This window comes from Klebsiella sp. SYXHC3 (assembly GCF_057196925.1).
This window is the reverse complement of record NZ_JBXUNG010000001.1, coordinates 555,620-576,543: the sequence shown is the minus strand read 5'-3', so window position 1 is coordinate 576,543 and position 20,924 is coordinate 555,620. Positions and strand designations below refer to the sequence as shown.

Genomic DNA, 20,924 nt, shown 5'->3' with positions numbered 1-20,924 from the left:
GGCATAACTTGCAAAAGGACGTTGTTATGCAGAATTCATCTACGCCGCTGGTAAAAACGCGGCAGGGCACGTTATCCGGCACCCGTGAACAGGGGATCCATATCTGGCGCGGTATTCCTTACGCGCAGCCGCCGGTGGGCGAGCTGCGTTGGCGTTCCCCGCAGCCTCCAGAGCGCTGGCAGGGCGTGCGTCAGGCCGATACCTTTTCCGCCGCCAGCTGGCAGGATATCGAATATTGTCGTGAACTGGGCGGCGGCGATCCTGGCCGTTTTTCCGAAGACTGTCTCTATCTCAACGTGTGGGCGCCCGCCGCCCGTTCGCAGCCGCTCCCGGTGATGGTCTGGCTGCACGGCGGCGGCTACACCATCGGCGCCGGCAGTCTGCCGCCCTACGACGGTAGCGCGTTGGCCAGCCGCGAGGTGGTGGTGGTCACCGTGAACTATCGTCTTGGACACCTCGGCTTTTTCGCCCATCCAGCGTTGGAAGGCGAAGAGGGCGAACGGTTGTATAATTTTGCACTGCTCGATCAGATAGCCGCGCTGCGCTGGGTGCAGGATAATATCCACGCCTTCGGCGGCGATGCCGCCAATGTCACCTTGTTCGGCGAATCCGCGGGGGCGCGCAGCGTCCTGTCGTTAATGGCGTCGCCGAAAGCGAAGGGATTGTTCCATAAAGCGATCGTGCAAAGCGGTTATACCTTACCGGATTTACCGCGGGAAAAGGCGCTGGCCAAGGGAAAGCTGCTGGCGGAACATTTTTCTCTTGCCGATGCCAGTGCGGAACAGCTGCGGGCAATCCCCGCTGATGCCTTTTGGGCGCTGACTGCGCCGCTGAATATCGGCCCGGCGCCGATTGTCGGCGATGCGGTGCTGCCGGAGCCCATGCTCGACACGTTCTTTAAGGGCCGTCAGCATGCGATGCCGGTGATGATTGGCTCCAATAGCGATGAGGCCAGCGTGATGGCGGTATTTGGCGTCGATATTGCCGGTCAGATTCAAAAACTGCGTCGCGAACGCCGTTTTGGCCTTGGGCTGATTAAACTACTGTATCCCGGCGTTAAAGGCGATGAGGCGTTAGGGCGGGAAGTGTGTCGCGATATGGCGTTCACGACTTTGGGGTATGTTGTCATGCAGGCGCAGCAGCGTCTCGGGCAACCGTGCTGGCGCTACTGGTTTGACTATGTGGCCGAAGCGGAACATGAAACTTATCTCCATGGCGCCTGGCATGGCAACGAAGTGGTTTACGTTTTTGACAACCTGACCCGCGCCGAGCCGGTATGTCAGTATGCCAGTGAAGCGGATCAAGCCTTCGCCGCGCAGGTCGCCGACTACTGGGCTAATTTTGCCCGTCAGGCGGGCAATCAGTGCAGTGAGTTAACCGGCCCGGTGCGCTGGCCTGCCTGCCAGCGCGGACGGGACCGTTTATTGCGTATCGGCCTCAACAAGCGCGCGGGCTTTAAAGTCGAGAACCGCTTTATGCGCGCGCGGCTGGCGCTGTTTCGTCGGGTGATGAAGCATCATGTGACGCTGGATTAACCAGCGCGGCGCGAAAGCGCGCCAGCCCGTCGGCCTTGCTTTGCGAGCGGCGAACAACCAGCCGGTAGCTGGCGCCGGTTTTGACGCTAAGCGAGAAGGGGCGACATAGTCGCCCGGTTCGCAGATCCCCGGCAACCAGTGTTTCGTCCGCCATGGCCACGCCGAGCCCCTGCATCGCGGCGGTGATCGCCAGATCCATGGTGTCGAAATATTGGTTTTTATGCATTTTTAGCGCAGTTTCATGCGGGAAGTGCGCAAGCCACAGCAGCCAGTCGGTTTTATCGCGTGTCGGATGGAGAAATGTAGTGCCTGATAGCTGGGGATCGCACGGCGTATCGGGACTGGCCACCGGCGTGAGGGCCTCCTCAAACAGCAAGTCGCCGGCGCTTTGATGGGTGCCGAAGATAATCGCCGCGTCGTAGGGTTCAGTCTTAAAGTTGACGCTATGCTCGGTGGTGGTGGTCAACGCCACCTGCAATTCCGGATAACGTCGTTCTATCTCCAGCAGTTTCGGCACCAGCCAGCGGATCGCGCAGGTAGGCGCTTTCAGGCGCACGACGGTTTGCTGCTGGCGCGCCTGCTCGGCCACCGTTATCAGGCGGCCGAATGCCGACTGCAGCTCAGGATAAAGCGCGCTGCCCTGCGGCGACAGTCGCAGGCCCCGGGCGTGGCGTTCAAATAGCGGGAAGCCGAACCAGTTTTCCAGCGCGGCGATCTGCCGGCTGACCGCCCCCTGCGTCAGGCATAGCTCCTGTGCGGCATGGGTTAGGTTGAGATGCCTCGCGGTTATCAGAAACGTTTCTACGGTATGAAAAGGCAGGGCGCTACGCGACATGTTGGCTCCAGCTATGCATTTTGATCATGGGCAGTATGCCACGCCTCGTTGCGAAATTGGGACGATGCGTTCCGTTTTTGCCATCTAATCGTCATCCGCTGCTTACACTATTATTAATCTCGTTGATACAACGTTTCTCACCGATTAGTTGATGTGTATAAAAGGAGCCACCATGTCTAAACCTTACGTTCGTCTGGATAAAAATGATGCGGCAGTATTACTGGTTGACCATCAGACCGGCTTGCTCTCACTGGTTCGTGATATCGAGCCGGATAAATTCAAGAACAACGTCCTTGCCCTCAGCGATCTGGCTAAATACTTTAAACTACCGACTATTCTGACCACCAGTTTTGAGAATGGCCCTAACGGCCCGCTGGTGCCGGAACTAAAAGAACAGTTCCCCGACGCCCCTTATATAGCTCGTCCCGGCAATATTAACGCCTGGGATAACGAAGATTTCGTTAACGCGGTAAAAGCCACCGGTAAGAAACAGCTGATTATTGCCGGTGTCGTCACTGAAGTGTGCGTGGCCTTCCCGGCGCTGTCGGCGATTGAAGAGGGATTCGACGTCTTTGTGGTGACCGATGCGTCCGGTACCTTTAACCCGATCACCCGTGATGCGGCGTGGGATCGTATGTCGCAAGCGGGCGTGCAGTTAATGTCGTGGTTTGGCGTGGCCTGTGAGCTGCACCGCGACTGGCGCAATGATATTGAAGGATTGGGCACCCTGTTCTCCAACCACATTCCGGATTACCGTAACCTGATGACCAGCTTTAACCTGCTGAGCAAGAAATAAACAGCTGGCGGCCAGTTTTCAGGCCTGGCCGCCGTTTCAATCAGACGGAATTATTCACTTATTGAGGCGACATGGTGCGACTTTGCATTTTGATGTTTCAATAGCCGCGATGCCAGTACGCCCGACATCATCGACCCATTCACATTCAGCGCGGTACGCGCCATATCGACAATTGGCTCGATGGCGATAAAAATGCCGACCAGCGCCACCGGGAAGTTGAGCGTAGACAGGACAATCAACGCCGCAAATGTCCCACCGCCGCCGACGCCTGCGACGCCAATTGAGCCCAGCGCGATAGCAGGAAGTAAGCTGGCTAAAAACGAGAAGGACAGTGGGTCGATACCCAGCGTTGGCGCAATCATGGCCACCATGATAGCCGGATAGATCCCGGCGCAGCCGTTTTGCCCCATACTGGAACCAAAAGAGGCGGCAATATTGGCGATGGTATTCGGCACGCCGAATTTTTCCTGTGCGGTAATGGCTAATGGAATCGAAGCCGCGCTGCTGCGGGAAACAAAAGCGAAGGTAAGCACCGGCCACACCGTTTTAAAGTAGCGCAGAGGATTTTGACCGCTAATAGTCAGCAGAATCGCATGCACGATAAACATCATGGCGACTGCCAGATAACAGGCGGCGATAAAGCCAAGCAGGCTGGTGAATTGCGCTAGCTGATAGGTCGAAAAGACTTTTGCCATTAATGCGAGGACGCCGTATGGCGTCAGCGCTATCACGATACGCACCATCTTCATCACCCAAATTTGAATCGCGTTAATCCCACTACTTAATTTTTGACCTTCCTCCGGCGCCTCTTTTTTCACCTTCAATAATGCGACTCCGGCCAGCAGGGTGAAAATGACGATGCCGATAACCGATACGCTGCGCGCGCCGGTCAGGTCGAGAAAAATATTTGTCGGGATCAGCGAAGTGACCAGTTGGGGTAACGAAACGGCTGCGGTTTTGCTGACGTCTTCGGCGGTCAGCGTCGATTGCATATGGCTAAAAGCGCTGGCGTTAAGGCCGAGTAAATCAGCGGTAAACAGTCCGACCCAGCCTGCCACCATCACCAGACATAGCATGCAGGCAACAATGGTTAAGGACATTCGGCCAATACCGGCACTATTTTCGAGTTTATTAATCGCTGACAGAATTGAAATGAAAATCAGCGGAACCGCGACAAGTTTCAGCAAATTAACATAGCCGTTGCCGACGATACTGTACCAATCAATGACCGTTTTTCGCGGTTCGTTGGCAATGAAATGGAGTGATAATCCGAGAAGGGCGCCGAGAAAGATGGCGATAAAAACGCTTTTTGATAACGAGTGGCTTTTTTGCTCGAGTTTAAAAAGTCCCCATGATGCGATTAAAAATAACGCGATATACGCTGGCGTAATAAACATAAGATTTGCCTCTTGCCCCATTCAGCACCTGAAATGCCGGAAAGAGATATATTCTAAATTTCTCTAAGACGGTGAGTAGCCTTAGAACCGATGGGGATTATAAAGAATTGAATAGCATAAGGCATACAAAAATTGTGGTTTATGTCCTGAGTGTTAGCCCTGTCATATTTCAGCAGGAGCCCTGGGAGCCATGATCGAAATGCATAGCTCTTATGATAACAATTCGCTTGTCGCCTGAAGGCGCTTTAGTTTGAATGGATATGCAAATAAAACGAGAAAGGATTAATCATGGCTCTTAGTGCTTCGGTCACCACCCGCTCGAAATTGCCGGATGTCGGCACCACGATTTTTACCGTTATCGGTCAGCTCTCCGCGCAGCATAACGCGATTAATCTTTCTCAGGGCGCGCCTAACTTTGCCTGCGACCCACAGCTGGTGGCCGGCGTGACGCAGGCGATGACCGCCGGACATAACCAATACGCGCCGATGACCGGCCTGCGGGCCTTAAAGGAGCGTATTGCTGATAAAATCGCCACGTTGTACGGCACGCAATATGATGTCGATAGTGAAGTGTTGGTCACCGCCAGCGCCAGCCAGGGGATTTATTCCGCCATTGGCGGGCTGGTACATGCTGGCGACGAGGTGATTTACTTTGAGCCATCGTTTGATAGCTATGCGCCGATCGTGCGTCTGCAAGGCGCGACCCCGGTGGCGATTAAGCTAACCGTGCCGGATTTCGCTATTAACTGGGACGAGGTACGCGCCGCGATTACCCCGCGGACGCGGATGATCATCATTAATACGCCACATAACCCAAGCGGCCAGGTATTATCCGCCGATGACCTTAATCAACTGGCGATGCTGATCCGCAATACCGATATTGTGGTTTTGTCCGACGAAGTCTACGAGCACGTAGTCTTCGACGGCGAAAAGCATCACGGCATGGCGACCCATCCGCAGCTGGCGGAACGCAGCGTGATTATCTCTTCCTTCGGCAAGACCTACCATGTGACCGGCTGGCGCGTTGGCTACTGCGTGGCGCCAGCAGCGCTAATGGATGAGATCTGCAAGGTACATCAGTTCCTCATGTTTTCTGCCGATACGCCGATGCAGTACGCTTTTGCAGAGCATATGCAGAACCCGGCTTCATGGCTGTCGCTGGCCGCTTTTTATCAGCAAAAGCGTGATTTGCTCCAGCAACTGCTGCAAGACTCGCCGTTCCGCTTATTGCCGAGCGCCGGCTCTTTCTTCATGCTGGCGGACTATCGCCATTTCAGCGATGAGCATGACAGCGAGATGGTTAAGCGGCTGATTACCGAATACGGCGTCGCCACGATTCCGCTATCGGCATTTTATACCGATGGTACTGATAACAAACTGATTCGGCTCTCTTTTGCCAAAGATGAAGCCACATTGCGGGCTGGCGCGCAGGCGCTGTGCCGCGTTAAGCCGCGTTAAGGAGCCAGACGATGAAAATAAAAGCCCTAACTCTAGCTTTGGGAATGCTGTGTACCGTATCAAGCTTTGCCGCCAGCGAGTTGCGCTACGGCGTGGAAGCGGAATATCCGCCGTTCGAAAGCCGCAACCCGGCAGGAGAGCTGCAGGGTTTTGATATTGATCTCGGCAACGCGATTTGTCAGGCCGCGCAGTTGAAATGCAGCTGGGTCGAAACCTCCTTTGATGCGCTCATTCCGGGACTGGTGGCGAAGAAATTTGATGCGATTAACTCGGCGATGAACATTACCGAGCAACGTCGCAAGAGTATTGATTTCACCCAGCCGATCTACCGTATTCCTTCACAGCTGGTGGGCAAGGCCGACAGCGGTATGCAGGCGACGCCGGAGGGGCTGAAGGGCAAAACCATCGGCGTGCTACAGGGCTCGATTCAGGAGACCTTTGCCAAAGAACACTGGGAAAAACACGGCGTCACGGTAGTTTCCTACAAAGACCAGAACATGGCATGGGCCGATCTGCTTAACGGCCGTATCGACGCCTCGCTGGTGATGTCCGCGGCCGGGCAGGCCGGGTTCCTCAGTAAGCCGCAGGGTAAAGGATTCGGTTTTATCGGTAAGCCGGTGGCTGATGATACGATTCTGGGCAGCGGTATTGGCTACGGCTTGCGCAAGGGCGATGAGGCGACCAAAAAACAGCTCGACGCGGCAATTGATAAAGTGCGCGCTGACGGCACTATCACCCGTCTGGCGGCGAAGTACTTCCCCGGTATCGATGTCAGTGTGAAATAATCTTTATTTGCGGCTCTTTGCTGCGCAAAGAGCCGCCCGCATTACATCAGCACCACCGGTTTGATGACTTTACCGGAAGCTGAATCTGCGAAAGCCTGATTAATCTCTTCGAGCGGATAGAACTCGATAAGCTTATCAATGGGGAATTTCCCTTGTTTATAAAACTGTACCAGCTGTGGGATAAACAGCTGCGGTACGGCGTCGCCTTCAATTACCCCTATCAATGATTTACCTTCCGCCATCAGATCGTTTTGCACATTAAAGGTGATATCGCCGGTAAAGCCGACGACCGCCACCGTGCCTAACGGCTTAATCGCGTGGATCGCCTGCAGAACGATGGCGGCGACGCCGGTCGTTTCGATGGCGTAGTGCGCCCCTTTACCGGTCAGTTGGCGAATAACCGCAACGCTATCTTCCTGTTTGCCATTGATCACGTGGGTTGCGCCGAGTTCACGTGCCAGCTCAAGGCGGTTCGCGTGAATATCGACGGCGATGATTTGGCTACAGCCGGTGAGCTTTGCAGCCATAATGGCGCTTAAACCAACCGCGCCGCAGCCGAATACCACTAACGATTCCCCGGCCACCGGTTTTAGTCGATTTAACACCGTGCCGCTCCCGGTTTGAATTCCGCAACCCAGCGGACCAAGAAGCGAAAGTTCGACATCACGGTCGACAACAATAGCATTCGTCGCTTTGGTGACCACATACTGACTAAACGAAGATTGGCCGAAGAAGACGGATAATTCTTGATCATCCAGACGATAAGGGGTGGTGCCATCGTCTAAGCGTCCACCAAAGTTTAAGTCATTGAAACTTTCGCACGCGGAAGGATGGTTGGTGAGGCAGTTTTCACAGTGATGGCAGGCGGCGTAGCTCAGTACCACATGATCGCCAATTTCGACCCCACGAACGGCATCACCGACGTTAACCACGATACCTGCGCCTTCGTGGCCCAGGATGGCGGGCATCGGCAGGATCCCGGCGTTATCGCGGATCACCGCGTCGGTATGACAGACGCCTGTAGCGACAATTTTTACCATCACTTCGTCTTTTTTAGGTGCGCTAACCTGAATATCTTTAATGCTAAATGGTTGTTGATAACCCAACGTCACGGCGGCTTTTACTTTCATTAGATACTCCTGACATTTTTCCCTGGAGAGTAGAGATTACACCTGGCGTGATGAAAATTTATCCTGTTCGTGCTGAAAATAAACAAAGCGGGGGTAAAAACGCTGAGGTCTCGGGTCAGTGCATCTTCGCCAAAACAGCTCAGCGATAGCGATCGCTGGGTGGTTATTCAGTCTGTTCCGGTGGACATCTTTTTTTTCATGCTTTTCGCCTGCCAACAATTGGATTATCAATCATTTTTGTCTAGAGTGAGCGGAATTCACGACGCAGATGTTTGCAACGTTGCGTATCCGTCGAACTCTCAAAAAGGACGCTTTTCCAGGCATGAACCGCAGACGTTTTCTTAAATCATCCATGGCTGTTGCCGCCGTATGCGGAACGTCAGGAGTCGCCTCGTTATTCACTAAAGCGGCTTTCGCCGCGGATTCTGCTATCGCCGATGGCCAGACGCGCCGCTTTGACTTTTCCGTCCTGCAGGCGATGGCTCATGACTTAGCCCGTCAGCCGTGGGGCGGCCCGCCGCGTGACCTGCCGCCGACGCTGGCGAATCTGACCCCTCAAGCCTATAACAGCATTCAGTATGATGCGGCGCATTCGCTGTGGAATAACGTTGAAGAGCGTAAGCTGGATATCCAGTTTTTCCATGTTGGTATGGGCTTCCGCCGCCGGGTGCGCATGTTCTCGCTGGACGCGCAGTCTCAGCAGGCGCGGGAGATACATTTCCGTCCGGAGTTGTTCCAGTATAACGACGCCGGTGTTGACACCAAACAGCTGGAAGGGCAGACCGATCTTGGTTTCGCCGGTTTCCGCGTGTTTAAGGCGCCGGAACTGGCGCGCCGCGATATCGTCGCCTTCCTGGGCGCCAGCTACTTCCGCGCGGTCGACAGCACTTACCAGTACGGCCTGTCGGCGCGTGGTCTGGCCGTCGACACCTTTACCGATACGCCGGAAGAGTTCCCGGATTTCACGTCATTCTGGTTTGAAACCGTCAAACCTGGCGCGACGGTGTTCACCGTTTACGCGCTGCTCGATAGCCCAAGCGTCACCGGCGCTTATAAGTTCACCGTGAATTGCCAGCAAACGCAGGTGATCATGGATGTCGAAAATCATCTCTATGCGCGCAAAGACATTAAGCAGTTGGGCATTGCGCCGATGACCAGCATGTTCAGCTGCGGTAATAACGAACGCCGGATGTGCGATACCATCCATCCGCAAATCCACGATTCTGACCGCCTGTCGATGTGGCGCGGCAACGGCGAGTGGATTTGCCGTCCGCTGAATAATCCGCAAAAGCTGCAGTTCAACGCGTTCCAGGATAATAACCCGAAGGGGTTTGGCCTGCTGCAGCTGGATCGCGATTTCAGTCATTATCAGGATGTGATGGGCTGGTATAACAAGCGCCCGAGCCTGTGGGTGGAGCCACGTAATCAGTGGGGAAAAGGGGCCGTTAGCCTGATGGAAATCCCGACTACTGGCGAAACGTTGGACAATATCGTCTGCTTCTGGCAGCCGGAAAAACCGGTAAAAGCGGGTGATGAACTGGACTTTAGCTACCGCTTGTACTGGAGCGCGCAGCCGCCGGTACGCTCTCCGCTGGCGCGAGTGCTGGCGACACGCACCGGAATGGGCGGCTTCCCTGAAGGATGGGCGCCAGGTGAACACTACCCGGACAAATGGGCGCGCCGATTTGCTATCGATTTTGTTGGCGGCGACCTGAAAGCCGCGGCGCCGAAAGGCATTGAGCCGGTGATTACGCTCTCCAGCGGCGAGGCTAAGCAGGTAGAGATCCTCTACGTCGAGCCGTTTGACGGCTATCGTATTCTTTTTGACTGGTATCCGACTTCAGATTCCACCGATCCAGTGGAGATGCGCATGTTCCTGCGCTGCCGTGGCGACGCTATCAGCGAAACCTGGCTGTATCAGTACTTCCCGCCTGCGGCGGATCGGCGTAACTACGTTGATGACCGGATTATGAAATAACCCAGGCCGTCGCTACCCGCCCGCGGTGCGCTACTGCGGGCGTTGTTGTTTATCAGTGAGATATTGTCATGACTGGCGAAAACAGCCCCACCATCGAAACTATCCCGGTCAACGAACAGCTGGAGCTGCGTGCGGTTGACGAACGTTACGTCAGTGAGCTACATCAACTGGTGCTCAAAAACCGTAATTGGCTGCAGCATACGTTAAGCTGGCCTGCGGAGGTGCTGAGTGAAGATGAAACCCGGCGCCACGTGCAGGGAAACGTGATGCTGCACCAGCGCGGTTATGCAAAAATGTTCCTGCTGTTTTTACAGGGGCAGATGATCGGCGTCCTGTCATTTAACCAGATAGAACCATTGAATAAGACGGCCTATATCGGTTACTGGATCGATCAAAGCCATCAGGGGCAGGGACTGTTGTCGCAGGCGTTACAGGCATTTATCCATCATTATGCGCAAACGGGCGTCGTGCGCCGTTTCGTGATTAAATGCCGGGTCGCCAACCAGCGCAGTAATCAGGTGGCGCTGCGTAATGGTTTCCAACTGGAAGGTTGTCTGAAGCAGGCCGAGTTTTTAAATGGCGCATATGACGATCAGAATATCTACGCGCGGATTATTGACCCGCAATAAGCTGCTATAGCGAACCCAGCAGCGGCGTACGGGTGATATGCTCGTCGCCGCTCACGATTTTGCGCCCGCGAAGATGAATTCTGTCACCCTCCAGCGCTTCGATACAGGCGTTACCGCAGATTTCTACCTGTTGTTCGATAATCACATCGCCTCGAATCGTCGCATGTCCTTCGATAAGTATCTCGTCATCCAGCAGAATGGGGCCGCCGATAAGATGGGCGTGCCCGCCGACCATGACACGATGCTTTAACAGGCAGTTGCCTTCGACCACGGCGTTTTCGCCCACCTGGGAACTGTAGCGCAGGGTTGGGATCTGATCCTCGCCGCGCCCGGCGACCAGCCGCGCGCGATCGTAGACCCGGGCGTTGTCACAGATCCATACATCGTTATTTTCATTACCTTCAATACGTGCGTTATCGAACACTTCGGCACGGTGTTCAACAAAAGCATGCTCAACCACGGCATCGCCGTAGATTTGCGCCTGATGAACAATCCGTGAGGCGCTGACCGTGGCGCGCTGATAAATTTGCAGCACTTTGTCGATATCAGAAGTGAGTCCCTGAGCGGCAATCACCAGACAGTGGGGGAGAATACGCGCCTGGTCGGCGATTCGGCAGACGCCACGGATTTGCGATTGCTTTATAGTGACGTTGTCACTTATCCTGGCGCCGTGACTTACCTCAACATTATCAAGCCATGCGTTGTCGCTAATTGTCGCCCCGTGGCTTATCACGCAGGTGCCGGTCAGACGGGCGTTGTCGTCAACGCGCGCGCCAGCGAAGACGACGCTATTGGCATCATATATCCAGCAGTCGCCGCCCTGGCTTAACGCGGCTTCATTATCGAGCCAGCCGCCTTCGCTTCCGGCCTTAACGTCAGAGAAATCAATCAGCGCCACGATTTGCCGCAGAGTTACGCTATGTTTAATTCCGTCTTCTTCAAAGTGATACAGGCGGACGTGGTCGCTCAGACGATATTTCTTCATCAGCATTTCTCTTTACTGTTGGTTAACATAAACATAGCAAAAATCTCCGTAGCGCGTTTTATAAGGTTCCTTTAAAATGCAACTTAAAATTAAATTGAAACTTTAAATAAAATGAATAAACACGTAACGGGCGGCCAGGTACTGAATCTACCGGCTGGCTATTTTGGTATGGTGCTGGGGATAATCGGCATGGGCTTCGCCTGGCGTTATGCCAGTACCATCTGGCCGGTGAGCAGTATTATTGGCGATGCGCTGGTGGTGCTGGCGACAACTATCTGGGCGCTATTAATGATAGTGTTTATTGCGCGGGCTATTCGTTTCCCGTGGAGCGTTCGGCAGGAGATGCGTCATCCGGTGGCCAGCAGTTTTGTCAGCCTGATCCCGGCGACAACGCTATTGGTGTCGATCGCTTTTGCTGGCTGGTATCGCCCGTTGTCGCTGGCGTTATTTGCTGCGGGGGTTACGCTGCAGCTTTGCTATGCGGCCTGGCAGAGCGCCGGGTTGTGGCGGGGTAAACATCCAGGAGAGGCGACGACGCCCGGTTTATATCTGCCGACCGTCGCCAACAATTTTATCAGCGCCATGGCCTGCGGCGCGCTGGGATTTAATGATGCCGGACTGGCGTTTCTCGGCGCTGGCGTCTTTTCCTGGCTCAGCCTGGAGCCGGTTATCCTGCAGCGGCTGCGCAGCAACGGCGAGCTACCGGCGGCGTTGCGGACGTCGCTGGGCATCCAGCTGGCGCCGGCGCTGGTGGCCTGTAGCGCGTGGCTCAGCGTCAATGGCGGCGACGGTGATACGTTTGCCAAAATGCTATTTGGTTATGGGCTGTTGCAGTTGCTATTTATGCTGCGCCTGATGCCGTGGTATCTGCAGCAGCCGTTTAATGCGTCATTCTGGAGCTTCTCGTTCGGGATTTCCGCACTGGCGACCACCGGCCTGCATCTGGGTCACGGCCAGCCGCACGGTTTTTTCCATACTCTGGCGATCCCCTTATTTATTTTTAGTAACCTGATTATCGGCCTGCTGCTGCTGCGTACCCTTCTTCTGCTGGTGCGGGGTAAACTGTTAATTCGCGTAGACCGTGCCACTTTATTGCCAAACAAGGATTAATCATGACGACTCGTGACGAAAACTACTTTACTGAAAAATATGGCCTGACACGCACCCACTCAGAAGTGGTGTATGCCGCCTCCCAGATGCAGCCGGGACAGACGCTCGACCTTGGTTGCGGCAATGGACGAAACAGTCTGTATCTGGCGGCAAAAGGTTACAACGTCACCGCGTGGGATAAAAATCCCATGAGTATCGATAATCTGGAGAACATTCGTCAGGCCGAAGGGCTGGAGAACCTGCAGACTGCGATAAAAGATCTGAATACGCTGAGCTTTGATGGCGAGTATGATTTTATTCTTTCTACCGTGGTGATGATGTTCCTGGAAGCCAAAACCATCCCTGGTCTTATCGCCAACATGCAGCGCTGCACTAAGCCTGGCGGCTATAACCTGATTGTTGCCGCAATGGATACCGAAGATTACCCTTGTACCGTGGGCTTCCCGTTCGCCTTCAAACCTGAAGAACTGCGTGACTATTATGCTGGCTGGCAGTTCCTCAAGTACAACGAAGACGTCGGCGAACTGCACCGCACCGACGCCAGCGGAAACCGCATCAAGCTACGCTTCGCCACGATGCTGGCGCGTAAACCGGCTTAATCCGCCGCCAGCAGGCAGAGTTGCAGGGCGGTTAGATAGGAGGCCTCAAAGGCGCGCAGCGGCAAAAATTCGAATTTCGAATGGAAATTGTGCGCGCCGGTGAAGAAGTTCGGCGTCAGCAGACCCTTTGCCGAGAGCGCTGCGCCGTCGGTACCGCCGCGCATCGGCGTGGGTTTTGGCGTTATACCGAGGCTTTCCATCGCGGTGAACATCAGGTCAATAGCCCGGCGGTCTTCGCCAATGGCGTTACTGATATTGCTGTAAGTATCGCTGATAGTGAATTCAACCCTGGCAGTAGGGTACTGGGCGGCGATTTTCTCTGCCGCTTCGCCAATCTGTTGTTTACGGCGGTTAAAGCTGTCCAGATCGAAATCGCGAATGTTTGCCTGCAACCTTGTGCTGTTCTGATCGCCATGAATACCGTTAAACCATACGTAGCCTTCGCGCCCGGCGGTGTGCTCCGGCGTCTGCTGGCGGTCGAAATAGCTCATGAAGTCGGTAGCCATTAACAGCGGGTTGACCAATACGCCTTTGGCGGACATCGGGTGTGCGGTTACGCCGGTAAACCGTATCTCCGCAGAGGCGGCGTTAAAGTTTTCATAAACGATCTCGCCGAGTTCGCAGCAGTCGATGGTCCAGGCAAAATCGACGGCAAAACGCGATAAATCCAGCGCTTTTGCCCCGCGAAGGCCAACTTCTTCGTCCGGGACGAACGCCACGACGATATCACCATGCTTATGTTCGGCGGTCAGGTTTTCCAGCAGCGTCATAACAACGGTCACCGCTGCTTTGTTATCGGCGCCCAGTACGCTGGTGCCGTCGCTGAAAATAATCTCTTCATCACGATAGGCCAGGATTTCCGGATGCTCGTCAACCCGTAGCCAGATTTGCTGTTCCGGGTTAAGGCAGAGATCTTCGCCAGTAAATCGCAGGATTTGTGGATGAATATCCGGCGACAGTCCGACATCAACGGTATCAATATGCGTGATAAAGCCGATCCGCGGCGCACCGGGGACGGTGCCTTTTTTTACCGCCGTGACGGTCGCATGCTCGTCGACAACGATATCGTCAAGGCCAAACTGACGTAGCTCGTCGGCTAACGCCCGCGCCATCTGATGTTGTCCGGGCGTTGTGGGTAACGTGGTTGCTCGTGGATCGCTTTGGCTGGTGATAGCCAGATAGCGAAAGAAGCGCTGGGTTAATTGTCTGGTTAAGGGCGAGGCCATAGTGATTCCTTCTTAATTTATTATTTCGGGTGTTTGCAATCTGGCTTTAGTGTTATCTATGGGCAATAAAACAAAAAGCTATTCATTAGTCAAAAAATGAAAAGGGAAACGCATGCAACGCACATCTACTTCAATAGCTCTGACGATAGCGGCATTAGCGGTGAGTTCTGCCGTGAATGCGAAAACACTGGTTTATTGCTCTGAAGGCTCGCCGGAAAACTTTAATCCGCAGCTTTATACTTCCGGGACCAGCGTCGATGCCAGCGCGGTACCGATATATAACCGGCTGGTGGACTTTAAAGTTGGCACCACGGAATTGCAGCCCAGCCTGGCGGAAAGCTGGGAGGTGAGCGAAGACGGTAAAGTTTATACTTTTCACTTACGCAAAGGCGTTAAATTCCAAAGTAATAAATATTTTAAACCGACCCGTGATTTTAATGCTGATGACGTTATTTTTTCGTTTATGCGGCAAAAAGATCCGAATAACCCCTATCATAATGTCTCTAATGGCAACTACGCCAATTTTGAAAGCCTGGAGTTTGGTTCGTTAATTACCGCAATTGATAAACCGGATGAATATACGGTGCGTTTTACCCTCGCGCACCCCGAGGCGCCTTTTGTCGCTGACCTCGGCTGGTATTTTGCTTCAATCCTCTCTGCGGAATATGCCGATGCAATGCTGAAAGCCGGAACCCCGCAGCGCGTCGATATGGATCCCATCGGCACCGGGCCTTTCAAGCTGGCGCAATACCAAAAAGATTCGCGGATTTTGTTTACCGCATTTCCTGATTACTGGCAGGGAAAAGCGAAAATCGATCGTTTAGTATTCAGTATCACGCCTGATGCCTCGGTGCGTTACGCTAAGCTCGAGAAAAATGAGTGTCAGGTCATGCCATTCCCCAATCCCGCCGATTTACCGCGGATGAAAAAGAACCCGCAGATCAATCTGATGAGCAAAGCCGGGCTTAATACCGGTTTCCTCGCCTTCAACACGCAGAAAGCGCCGCTGGATAATGTGAAGGTGCGCCAGGCGTTGGCGATGGCGATCAACAAACCGGCAATTATCGATGCGGTGTTCCATGGTACCGGTACGGTAGCGAAAAACCTGCTGCCGCCCGGGGTCTGGAGTGCCGATGCCGATCTGCAGGACTACAGCTGGGACCTGGAAATAGCAAAAGCGCTGCTGCGCGAATCCGGTGTGAAGAGTCCCATCACCATCGACCTGTGGGCGATGCCGGTTCAACGCCCCTATAATCCAAATGCGAAACGGATGGCGGAAATGATCCAGGCTGATTGGGCTAAAATCGGCGTGCAGACCAAAATAACCACCTATGAATGGGGCGAATACCTTAAGCGGGTGAAAGACGGCGAGCATCAGGCGGCGTTGATGGGCTGGACTACCGCGACCGGCGACCCGGATAACTTCTTTGGCCCATTATTTACCTGCCAGTCGGCCAACGGCGGTTCTAATTCGGCCAAATGGTGCTATGCGCCGTTTGATAAAATTATCGCCGAAGCTAAAACCATCACCGACCGGCCGCAACGAGAAGCTTTGTATAAACAGGCACAGCAGATGATGCACGATCAAATGCCGGCCGTGATGATTGCGCACTCAACTATTTTTGAACCGGTGAGTAAATCGGTGACCGGGTATGAAATCGACCCATTTGGGAAGCATATTTTTTATCAGGTGGACGTAAAATAAGCACCGTAAATAAATCCGCCGCATTGGCGGATTTATTTTTTGCAAGGAGTTGACGGACCACCATTTTTGTCACAAAACTAAGCGTGAAATTTTGTTATAAACCTTGCCGACAAACTGCATTTACAGGGATTATCCATGCGTACAAAAATGTTATTTAAAGTAGCCGCTCTGGCCGGGCTACTGGCATTAACTGGTTGTGCATCCAAACTGGCGCAACCGGAGCAGTATTCCGGGTTCTTAAAAGATTATTCTAAGTTAAAAGAGACCACTTCGGCTTCCGGCAAACCAGAACTGCGCTGGATCTCCCCGGATTACAATCCGAGCAACTATGACAACGTCGTCTACCGTCCAATCACCTACTATCCGGTGCCGAAACCAACGACCCAGGTAGGGGAGAAAGCGCTGCAGGACATCCTTAATTACACCAACAAGCAGATGAAACAGGCCATCAGCGAACGTAAGCCGTTGGCGACCACGGCCGGCCCGCGCAGCCTGATTTTCCGCGGCGCAATCACCGGTGTTGATACCAGCAAAGAAGGGCTGCAGTTCTATGAAGTGATCCCGGTGGCGATGATTGTCGCGGGTACCCAGGCGGCAACCGGCCATCGCACAATGGACACGAATCTCTACTTTGAAGGCGAACTGATCGACGCGAAGACCAATAAGCCGGTTATTAAGGTTGTGCGTAAAGGCGAAGGTAAAACGCTGTCTAATGAGAGCACGCCGCTGACCGCAGATACGCTGAAGCAAGTGATTGATGATATGGCGATCGATGCGGTGAAATTCGATCCGTCGCAGAAGTAATTGATGCGTTAAGCCCGTCTTGCGAGTTGCCTGACGGGCTTATTATTAAGCCAGCCGGCGGCGCATAAACAGCTGTTCGGGGCGGGCGAACATCACCAGATTTCCTACCAGTATTAACGCCAGACCTATCACCGCATTGCTATGCCAGACGTAACCTTCGTAGAAGGTGGAGATAGTTAACGCCACCAGTGGGAAAAGCAGCGTGCTATAGGCCGCTTTGCTGGCCCCGATACGGCCTACCAGAGTGAAATAAGCGCCGAACGCGATCACCGAACCGAACAACGCCAGATACAGCAGGGCGCCCATATAACTCCAGGTCCACTGCGGCGTAAAGTTATCGCCGCGCAGCAGCGCGATCGCGCCCATGACCAGGGTGCCGTAAAACATGGCCCAGCTATTGGTGGTCAATGTCTCAAGCCCGCGGCGTTGGTGACGAATACTCAGCATGTTGCCCAATGAAAAACCGTACGTTCCCAGGGCGCTCAGGCCGATTCCCCATAGCAGCGACGCGTTCAGACCATTGGCGAGGAGATCGTCCCAGAAGAGGGTGACAATTCCTGCGAGCCCCAGCGCCGCTGCCAGCCAAAAGCGCCCCGGCGGCTGCTGGCGGAAGAAAATAAAACTGTTGATCGCGTTAAATAAGACCGCCATCGAAAAGATGACCGACTCAAGGCCGGTATTGATATGCGCCGCGGCGGTATAAAAACACCAGAAGTTAAAGCAAAAGACGCAGCAGCCTTGCAGCATGCAAAAGAGATGATCGCGCATTGCCAGCGGGCGCAGGCGGCGGGTAATCAGCAAAATCGTCAGCATTGTGACGCTGGCGACGGCAAAGCGCCAGAAAATCGATACCGGCGCGGCGACGGGGCCCTGTTGTAAAAAGATTGCAATCCATGTGGTACCCCAGATAACCACCACCAGCCCGTAGAGTAATGCGTTCAAAATGTCTCTCCTTTAAAATGCCTGGCGTAAGTGTGCGATTTTTCCAGGCAAAGCGCTGTCACCGTTTTGTTGCTGACTTGCAAAATCTTGCGCTTATTTTTCACAAGCTCATGGTCAATGCTGGTAAGCGGTGATGACAATTCATAGACTAGAGGTCTGCGGATTAAAAACGATGTGAAGGCTATGGCATACGGGACGTTCGAAACATTACAACAACAAAATGCGGTGCTGCGGGGGACCGTGGAACTCAATTCCGGGATCCAGCTTGCCGCGTGGTACAACGACCTTGACCGGATCACGGTGCGCAGCGACCACCACACGTTGAGCCTGTATGTCGCCGATGGTTACGAAAGCTACCAAAAAACGCCGTACGGCTGGAAGAATGGCGGCGGGCCGGACCGTTTTTGTCTGATGCCAAAGGGCGATGAAAGCACCTGGGATATTCGCGGCGATCTCTCTTTCGTTCATCTCTATTGCACCGATGAGCACCTGCGTCGCGTCGGCGAGCAAATTTGGGATCGCAGCCCGGCGTCTTTCAGCTTGCAGGAAAAAACCTTTGCCAGCGATGACAAAATTACCGCGGTGTATCGCCAGTTTCTGCTTGATAACGACTGGCGCCAGCAGGCTAATCAACTGCTATTAAGCTCCGCCAGTACGTTGCTGTTAACACATCTGATTCAAAACTATTCGAACGTGCAGTGGCGCCTGCCGACGGTTACCGGTGGCCTGGCGCCGCATCTTTTGCGTAATCTGTTGGCGTGGATTGAGGAGCACCTCGAGCAGCCGCTTACGCTTGCCGATCTTGCCGCACAGGCGTCGCTTAGCGAGTACCATTTTGCGCGGATGTTCCGCCAGTCAATGAATATGGCGCCGCACCAGTATGTGATGCAGCGGCGGATGATTAAGGCGCAAAATCTGATTTGCCACACCCAACAGCCGTTGACCGAGATTGCGCTGGCCTGCGGATTTAGCTCCGCCAGCCACTTTAGCCACCGGGTTAAGAGCGCCACGGGTCTTACGCCAAGCCAGCTACGTGCGGCGCAGCGTGGTTAACAGCATATAGCTGATACCGCCGAGGACCAGCCCCCAAAAGGCCGAGCCGACTCCTGCCAGAGAGACGCCGCTGGCGGTGACTAAAAAGGTTACCACTGCGGCATCGCGCTCGTTTTCTTGCCCCAGCGCTTGATAGAGGCTGCCGCTAATGGTTCCTAACAATGCCAGCCCCGCCAGCATCTGGATCCACACCGGCGGTAGCGCCGCCATAAGCGCGGTTATCGAACCGCCAAATAGCCCCGCCAACAGATAAAACACACCGGCCGCCGCTGCGGCGAGCCAGCGCTTATCCGCATCCGGATGCGCATCCGGACTTTGGCAGATCGCGGCGGTAATGGCGGCGATGCACACGGAATAGACGCCAAATGGTGAGAATAACAACGCCAGCGCGCCGGTAAATACGATTAGCGGCGAGACCGGAACCCGATAGCCTGATGCCTGAATGGTCGCCAGGCCGGGCGCATTCTGTGACGCCATGGTGACAAGGAAAAACGGTACACCGACGCTGAGCAGTAGCGAAGGGGTGAACTGCGGCGTAATCCACTGCGGAGCAACAAAAACCATATCGTTTGCCACTGGCGACAGCGCGCCGGTTAGCAGGGCAATGATCCCGCCTGCCACTAACGCCGCAACGACCGCAAAACGTGGGTAGAGCGCTTTGCATAACAGCCAGGCGGCGAACATCCCGCCGCATAGCGGGAGATTATCCTGCAAACTGCCAAATGCCTGCAGACCAAAACGCAACAGGATCCCCGCCAGCATTGCCGCCGCCAGCGAATGCGGAATGATCTTCATGAGGCGGGCAAACAGTCCCGTCACGCCGCATAGCAGGATCAGCGCGTTGGCGAAAACAAATATTCCCACCGCCTGCGCTAGCGTCGCTCCCTGTAATCCACTGACCAGTAAAGCCGCGCCTGGAGTTGACCATGCGGTGAGGATGGGGACTTTACGCCATAGCGTTAATACCAGCGTGCTGACGCCCATCGCCAGGCCAAGGGCGGTCATCCAGCCGGCTATTTGCGCGGCATCGGCGCCAGCGGCGGCGGCCGCTTGCCAGATAATGGCGGCAGAACTGGCATAGCCTACCAGCACGGCGACAAATCCCGCGAGCAGCGTGGGGATGGGAAGGGTAAAGGAGCGCATGAACACCTCTTGTGCGTTATAACATACGACGAAGGTAGCATTGTGCGTTATAGCGTACAACTGGTAATATCAAGAAAATGATGAGGAGCCATCCATGAATATTGCGCAACATCTGGCAACGACGCTGAAAAGCCTGCGTCAGCAGCGCGGCTGGAGTTTGTCGCGGCTGGCGGAAGAAACCGGGGTATCGAAAGCGATGCTCGGGCAAATTGAACGTAATGAATCCAGTCCAACGGTCGCGACGTTGTGGAAGATAGCCACCGGCCTTAATGTGGCGTTTTCGACGTTCATCGTTGCCGATGAGACGGCTGCGCCCGCCGCCTTCGACCCGCAGCAGCAGGCGATGGTAGTGACGCCGATTTTTCCCTGGGATCCTGAGCTACGTTTTGACCATTTTTCAATTACCCTCGCCCCAGGCGCGCTGAGCGAATCGACGCCGCATGAGACCGGCGTCATTGAACATGTCGTGGTCATTAGCGGTTCGCTGGATTTATGTCTGCAGGGGCAATGGCAGACGTTGCAGGCGGGAGAAGGGCGGCGCTTTGCCGGCGACCTGACGCACGCTTACCGCAATAGCGGCGCGCAGACGGCGCACTTTCATTCACTGATTCATTATCCAAAAGAAAAAGCCGCGGACTAATCCGCGGCCAATCAAGATGACTGAGACTAAAATTCACAACGTGACGAGGAAAATCCGGAATACGCAGCCACTGTAACCTTGCCGGGTTTTCATGAGAAATAGCTTTTTCTTCAATGCTTTGCCGATTTCTGCAAATTCGCTGTGCGGGCGCGGCGGAAAATGTTTTCGTCTACG

Annotated in this window: 19 protein-coding genes; 12 read left to right on the top strand and 7 right to left on the bottom strand. The window is 54.4% G+C overall.

What is annotated here, in order from left to right; all coding sequences use genetic code 11:
* The first annotated feature begins 26 nt into the window (after window positions 1-26).
* On the top strand, window positions 27-1,535 hold the full coding sequence (locus AC2CGP_RS02815) for a carboxylesterase/lipase family protein (RefSeq protein ID WP_045366217.1): 1,509 nt from the start codon (window positions 27-29) through the stop codon (window positions 1,533-1,535).
* On the opposite strand, the gene AC2CGP_RS02810 is transcribed toward AC2CGP_RS02815, so the two are convergent.
* Window positions 1,474-2,370 (bottom strand): LysR family transcriptional regulator, encoded by an 897-nt coding sequence (locus tag AC2CGP_RS02810; protein WP_032723078.1) that lies wholly within the window; start codon window positions 2,368-2,370, stop codon window positions 1,474-1,476. The two genes, AC2CGP_RS02815 and AC2CGP_RS02810, sit on opposite strands and share 62 nt — an antisense overlap.
* A gap of 172 nt (window positions 2,371-2,542) precedes the next feature.
* Here AC2CGP_RS02810 and ycaC point away from each other — a divergent pair, with 172 nt between their 5' ends.
* Window positions 2,543-3,166: an isochorismate family cysteine hydrolase YcaC gene (ycaC, locus tag AC2CGP_RS02805; RefSeq protein ID WP_015366381.1), complete on the top strand. Its 624-nt coding sequence runs from the start codon at window positions 2,543-2,545 to the stop codon at window positions 3,164-3,166.
* Between the two features lie 50 nt (window positions 3,167-3,216).
* Here ycaC and AC2CGP_RS02800 read toward each other — a convergent pair whose 3' ends face one another.
* Window positions 3,217-4,563, bottom strand: coding sequence for an L-cystine transporter (locus AC2CGP_RS02800; protein ID WP_045366214.1), 1,347 nt, complete (start codon window positions 4,561-4,563; stop codon window positions 3,217-3,219).
* Window positions 4,564-4,851: 288 nt separating this feature from the next.
* Here AC2CGP_RS02800 and AC2CGP_RS02795 point away from each other — a divergent pair, with 288 nt between their 5' ends.
* Window positions 4,852-6,021, top strand: coding sequence for a pyridoxal phosphate-dependent aminotransferase (locus tag AC2CGP_RS02795; RefSeq protein WP_015366383.1), 1,170 nt, complete (start codon window positions 4,852-4,854; stop codon window positions 6,019-6,021).
* Between the two features lie 11 nt (window positions 6,022-6,032).
* Complete coding sequence (locus AC2CGP_RS02790) at window positions 6,033-6,806, top strand: ABC transporter substrate-binding protein (RefSeq protein WP_015366384.1); 774 nt, start codon at window positions 6,033-6,035, stop codon at window positions 6,804-6,806.
* 41 nt (window positions 6,807-6,847) lie between these two features.
* On the opposite strand, the gene AC2CGP_RS02785 is transcribed toward AC2CGP_RS02790, so the two are convergent.
* Entirely contained in the window at window positions 6,848-7,936 is a 1,089-nt protein-coding gene (locus AC2CGP_RS02785) for an NAD(P)-dependent alcohol dehydrogenase (protein ID WP_015366385.1), read from the bottom strand.
* 322 nt (window positions 7,937-8,258) lie between these two features.
* Between AC2CGP_RS02785 and AC2CGP_RS02780 the strand changes: the two genes are divergently transcribed.
* A complete protein-coding gene (locus tag AC2CGP_RS02780; protein WP_042897234.1) occupies window positions 8,259-9,914 on the top strand; it encodes a glucan biosynthesis protein D in 1,656 nt (551 codons plus the stop codon).
* 68 nt (window positions 9,915-9,982) lie between these two features.
* The gene (gene rimL, locus AC2CGP_RS02775; protein WP_042897236.1) at window positions 9,983-10,543 is read left to right on the top strand and encodes a 50S ribosomal protein L7/L12-serine acetyltransferase; all 561 of its coding nucleotides are present in this window, start codon (window positions 9,983-9,985) and stop codon (window positions 10,541-10,543) included.
* Window positions 10,544-10,547: 4 nt separating this feature from the next.
* Here the strand turns inward: rimL and ydcK are convergent, their stop codons facing one another.
* The gene (gene ydcK, locus AC2CGP_RS02770) at window positions 10,548-11,528 is read right to left on the bottom strand and encodes a YdcK family protein (RefSeq protein WP_026612293.1); all 981 of its coding nucleotides are present in this window, start codon (window positions 11,526-11,528) and stop codon (window positions 10,548-10,550) included.
* Window positions 11,529-11,639: 111 nt separating this feature from the next.
* On the opposite strand from ydcK, the gene tehA reads away from it, so the two are divergent.
* Together tehA and tehB are read left to right on the top strand one after the other, a co-directional pair.
* Window positions 11,640-12,638 carry a dicarboxylate transporter/tellurite-resistance protein TehA gene (tehA, locus tag AC2CGP_RS02765; protein WP_042897239.1) on the top strand — a complete coding sequence of 333 codons (999 nt, stop codon included), beginning with the start codon at window positions 11,640-11,642 and terminating at the stop codon, window positions 12,636-12,638.
* A 2-nt stretch (window positions 12,639-12,640) separates the two neighbouring features.
* Window positions 12,641-13,237, top strand: a complete 597-nt coding sequence (tehB, locus tag AC2CGP_RS02760) for a tellurite resistance methyltransferase TehB (RefSeq protein ID WP_042897241.1) — start codon at window positions 12,641-12,643, stop codon at window positions 13,235-13,237.
* Here the strand turns inward: tehB and pepT are convergent.
* Entirely contained in the window at window positions 13,234-14,463 is a 1,230-nt protein-coding gene (gene pepT, locus AC2CGP_RS02755; protein WP_015366391.1) for a peptidase T, read from the bottom strand. The genes tehB and pepT overlap by 4 nt on opposite strands.
* Window positions 14,464-14,575: 112 nt before the next feature.
* Between pepT and AC2CGP_RS02750 the strand changes: the two genes are divergently transcribed.
* Both AC2CGP_RS02750 and AC2CGP_RS02745 read left to right on the top strand, forming a co-directional pair.
* The gene (locus AC2CGP_RS02750) at window positions 14,576-16,168 is read left to right on the top strand and encodes an ABC transporter substrate-binding protein (protein ID WP_213759316.1); all 1,593 of its coding nucleotides are present in this window, start codon (window positions 14,576-14,578) and stop codon (window positions 16,166-16,168) included.
* 135 nt (window positions 16,169-16,303) lie between these two features.
* Window positions 16,304-16,972, top strand: coding sequence for a DUF3313 domain-containing protein (locus AC2CGP_RS02745; protein WP_032708181.1), 669 nt, complete (start codon window positions 16,304-16,306; stop codon window positions 16,970-16,972).
* A 45-nt stretch (window positions 16,973-17,017) separates the two neighbouring features.
* Here the strand turns inward: AC2CGP_RS02745 and AC2CGP_RS02740 are convergent, their stop codons facing one another.
* Complete coding sequence (locus AC2CGP_RS02740) at window positions 17,018-17,914, bottom strand: DMT family transporter (RefSeq protein ID WP_032714605.1); 897 nt, start codon at window positions 17,912-17,914, stop codon at window positions 17,018-17,020.
* 183 nt (window positions 17,915-18,097) lie between these two features.
* On the opposite strand from AC2CGP_RS02740, the gene AC2CGP_RS02735 reads away from it, so the two are divergent.
* A complete protein-coding gene (locus tag AC2CGP_RS02735) occupies window positions 18,098-18,967 on the top strand; it encodes a helix-turn-helix domain-containing protein (protein WP_032707079.1) in 870 nt (289 codons plus the stop codon).
* On the opposite strand, the gene AC2CGP_RS02730 is transcribed toward AC2CGP_RS02735, so the two are convergent.
* A complete protein-coding gene (locus AC2CGP_RS02730; RefSeq protein ID WP_257848711.1) occupies window positions 18,944-20,116 on the bottom strand; it encodes a benzoate/H(+) symporter BenE family transporter in 1,173 nt (390 codons plus the stop codon). The genes AC2CGP_RS02735 and AC2CGP_RS02730 overlap by 24 nt on opposite strands.
* Before the next feature lie 88 nt (window positions 20,117-20,204).
* On the opposite strand from AC2CGP_RS02730, the gene AC2CGP_RS02725 reads away from it, so the two are divergent.
* Window positions 20,205-20,750, top strand: a complete 546-nt coding sequence (locus tag AC2CGP_RS02725) for a helix-turn-helix domain-containing protein (protein WP_032708175.1) — start codon at window positions 20,205-20,207, stop codon at window positions 20,748-20,750.
* The last annotated feature ends 174 nt before the right edge of the window (window positions 20,751-20,924 follow it).

Excerpts from the sequence above, each read along its gene's own strand:
- AC2CGP_RS02815 (WP_045366217.1), top strand. The coding sequence starts at position 27 with ATGCAGAATTCATCTACGCCGCTGGTAAAAACGCGGCAGGGCACGTTA.
- AC2CGP_RS02810 (WP_032723078.1), bottom strand. The coding sequence starts at position 2,370 with ATGTCGCGTAGCGCCCTGCCTTTTCATACCGTAGAAACGTTTCTGATA.
- ycaC (WP_015366381.1), top strand. The coding sequence starts at position 2,543 with ATGTCTAAACCTTACGTTCGTCTGGATAAAAATGATGCGGCAGTATTA.
- AC2CGP_RS02800 (WP_045366214.1), bottom strand. The coding sequence starts at position 4,563 with ATGTTTATTACGCCAGCGTATATCGCGTTATTTTTAATCGCATCATGG.
- AC2CGP_RS02795 (WP_015366383.1), top strand. The coding sequence starts at position 4,852 with ATGGCTCTTAGTGCTTCGGTCACCACCCGCTCGAAATTGCCGGATGTC.
- AC2CGP_RS02790 (WP_015366384.1), top strand. The coding sequence starts at position 6,033 with ATGAAAATAAAAGCCCTAACTCTAGCTTTGGGAATGCTGTGTACCGTA.
- AC2CGP_RS02785 (WP_015366385.1), bottom strand. The coding sequence starts at position 7,936 with ATGAAAGTAAAAGCCGCCGTGACGTTGGGTTATCAACAACCATTTAGC.
- AC2CGP_RS02780 (WP_042897234.1), top strand. The coding sequence starts at position 8,259 with ATGAACCGCAGACGTTTTCTTAAATCATCCATGGCTGTTGCCGCCGTA.
- rimL (WP_042897236.1), top strand. The coding sequence starts at position 9,983 with ATGACTGGCGAAAACAGCCCCACCATCGAAACTATCCCGGTCAACGAA.
- ydcK (WP_026612293.1), bottom strand. The coding sequence starts at position 11,528 with ATGAAGAAATATCGTCTGAGCGACCACGTCCGCCTGTATCACTTTGAA.
- tehA (WP_042897239.1), top strand. The coding sequence starts at position 11,640 with ATGAATAAACACGTAACGGGCGGCCAGGTACTGAATCTACCGGCTGGC.
- tehB (WP_042897241.1), top strand. The coding sequence starts at position 12,641 with ATGACGACTCGTGACGAAAACTACTTTACTGAAAAATATGGCCTGACA.
- pepT (WP_015366391.1), bottom strand. The coding sequence starts at position 14,463 with ATGGCCTCGCCCTTAACCAGACAATTAACCCAGCGCTTCTTTCGCTAT.
- AC2CGP_RS02750 (WP_213759316.1), top strand. The coding sequence starts at position 14,576 with ATGCAACGCACATCTACTTCAATAGCTCTGACGATAGCGGCATTAGCG.
- AC2CGP_RS02745 (WP_032708181.1), top strand. The coding sequence starts at position 16,304 with ATGCGTACAAAAATGTTATTTAAAGTAGCCGCTCTGGCCGGGCTACTG.
- AC2CGP_RS02735 (WP_032707079.1), top strand. The coding sequence starts at position 18,098 with ATGGCATACGGGACGTTCGAAACATTACAACAACAAAATGCGGTGCTG.
- AC2CGP_RS02725 (WP_032708175.1), top strand. The coding sequence starts at position 20,205 with ATGAATATTGCGCAACATCTGGCAACGACGCTGAAAAGCCTGCGTCAG.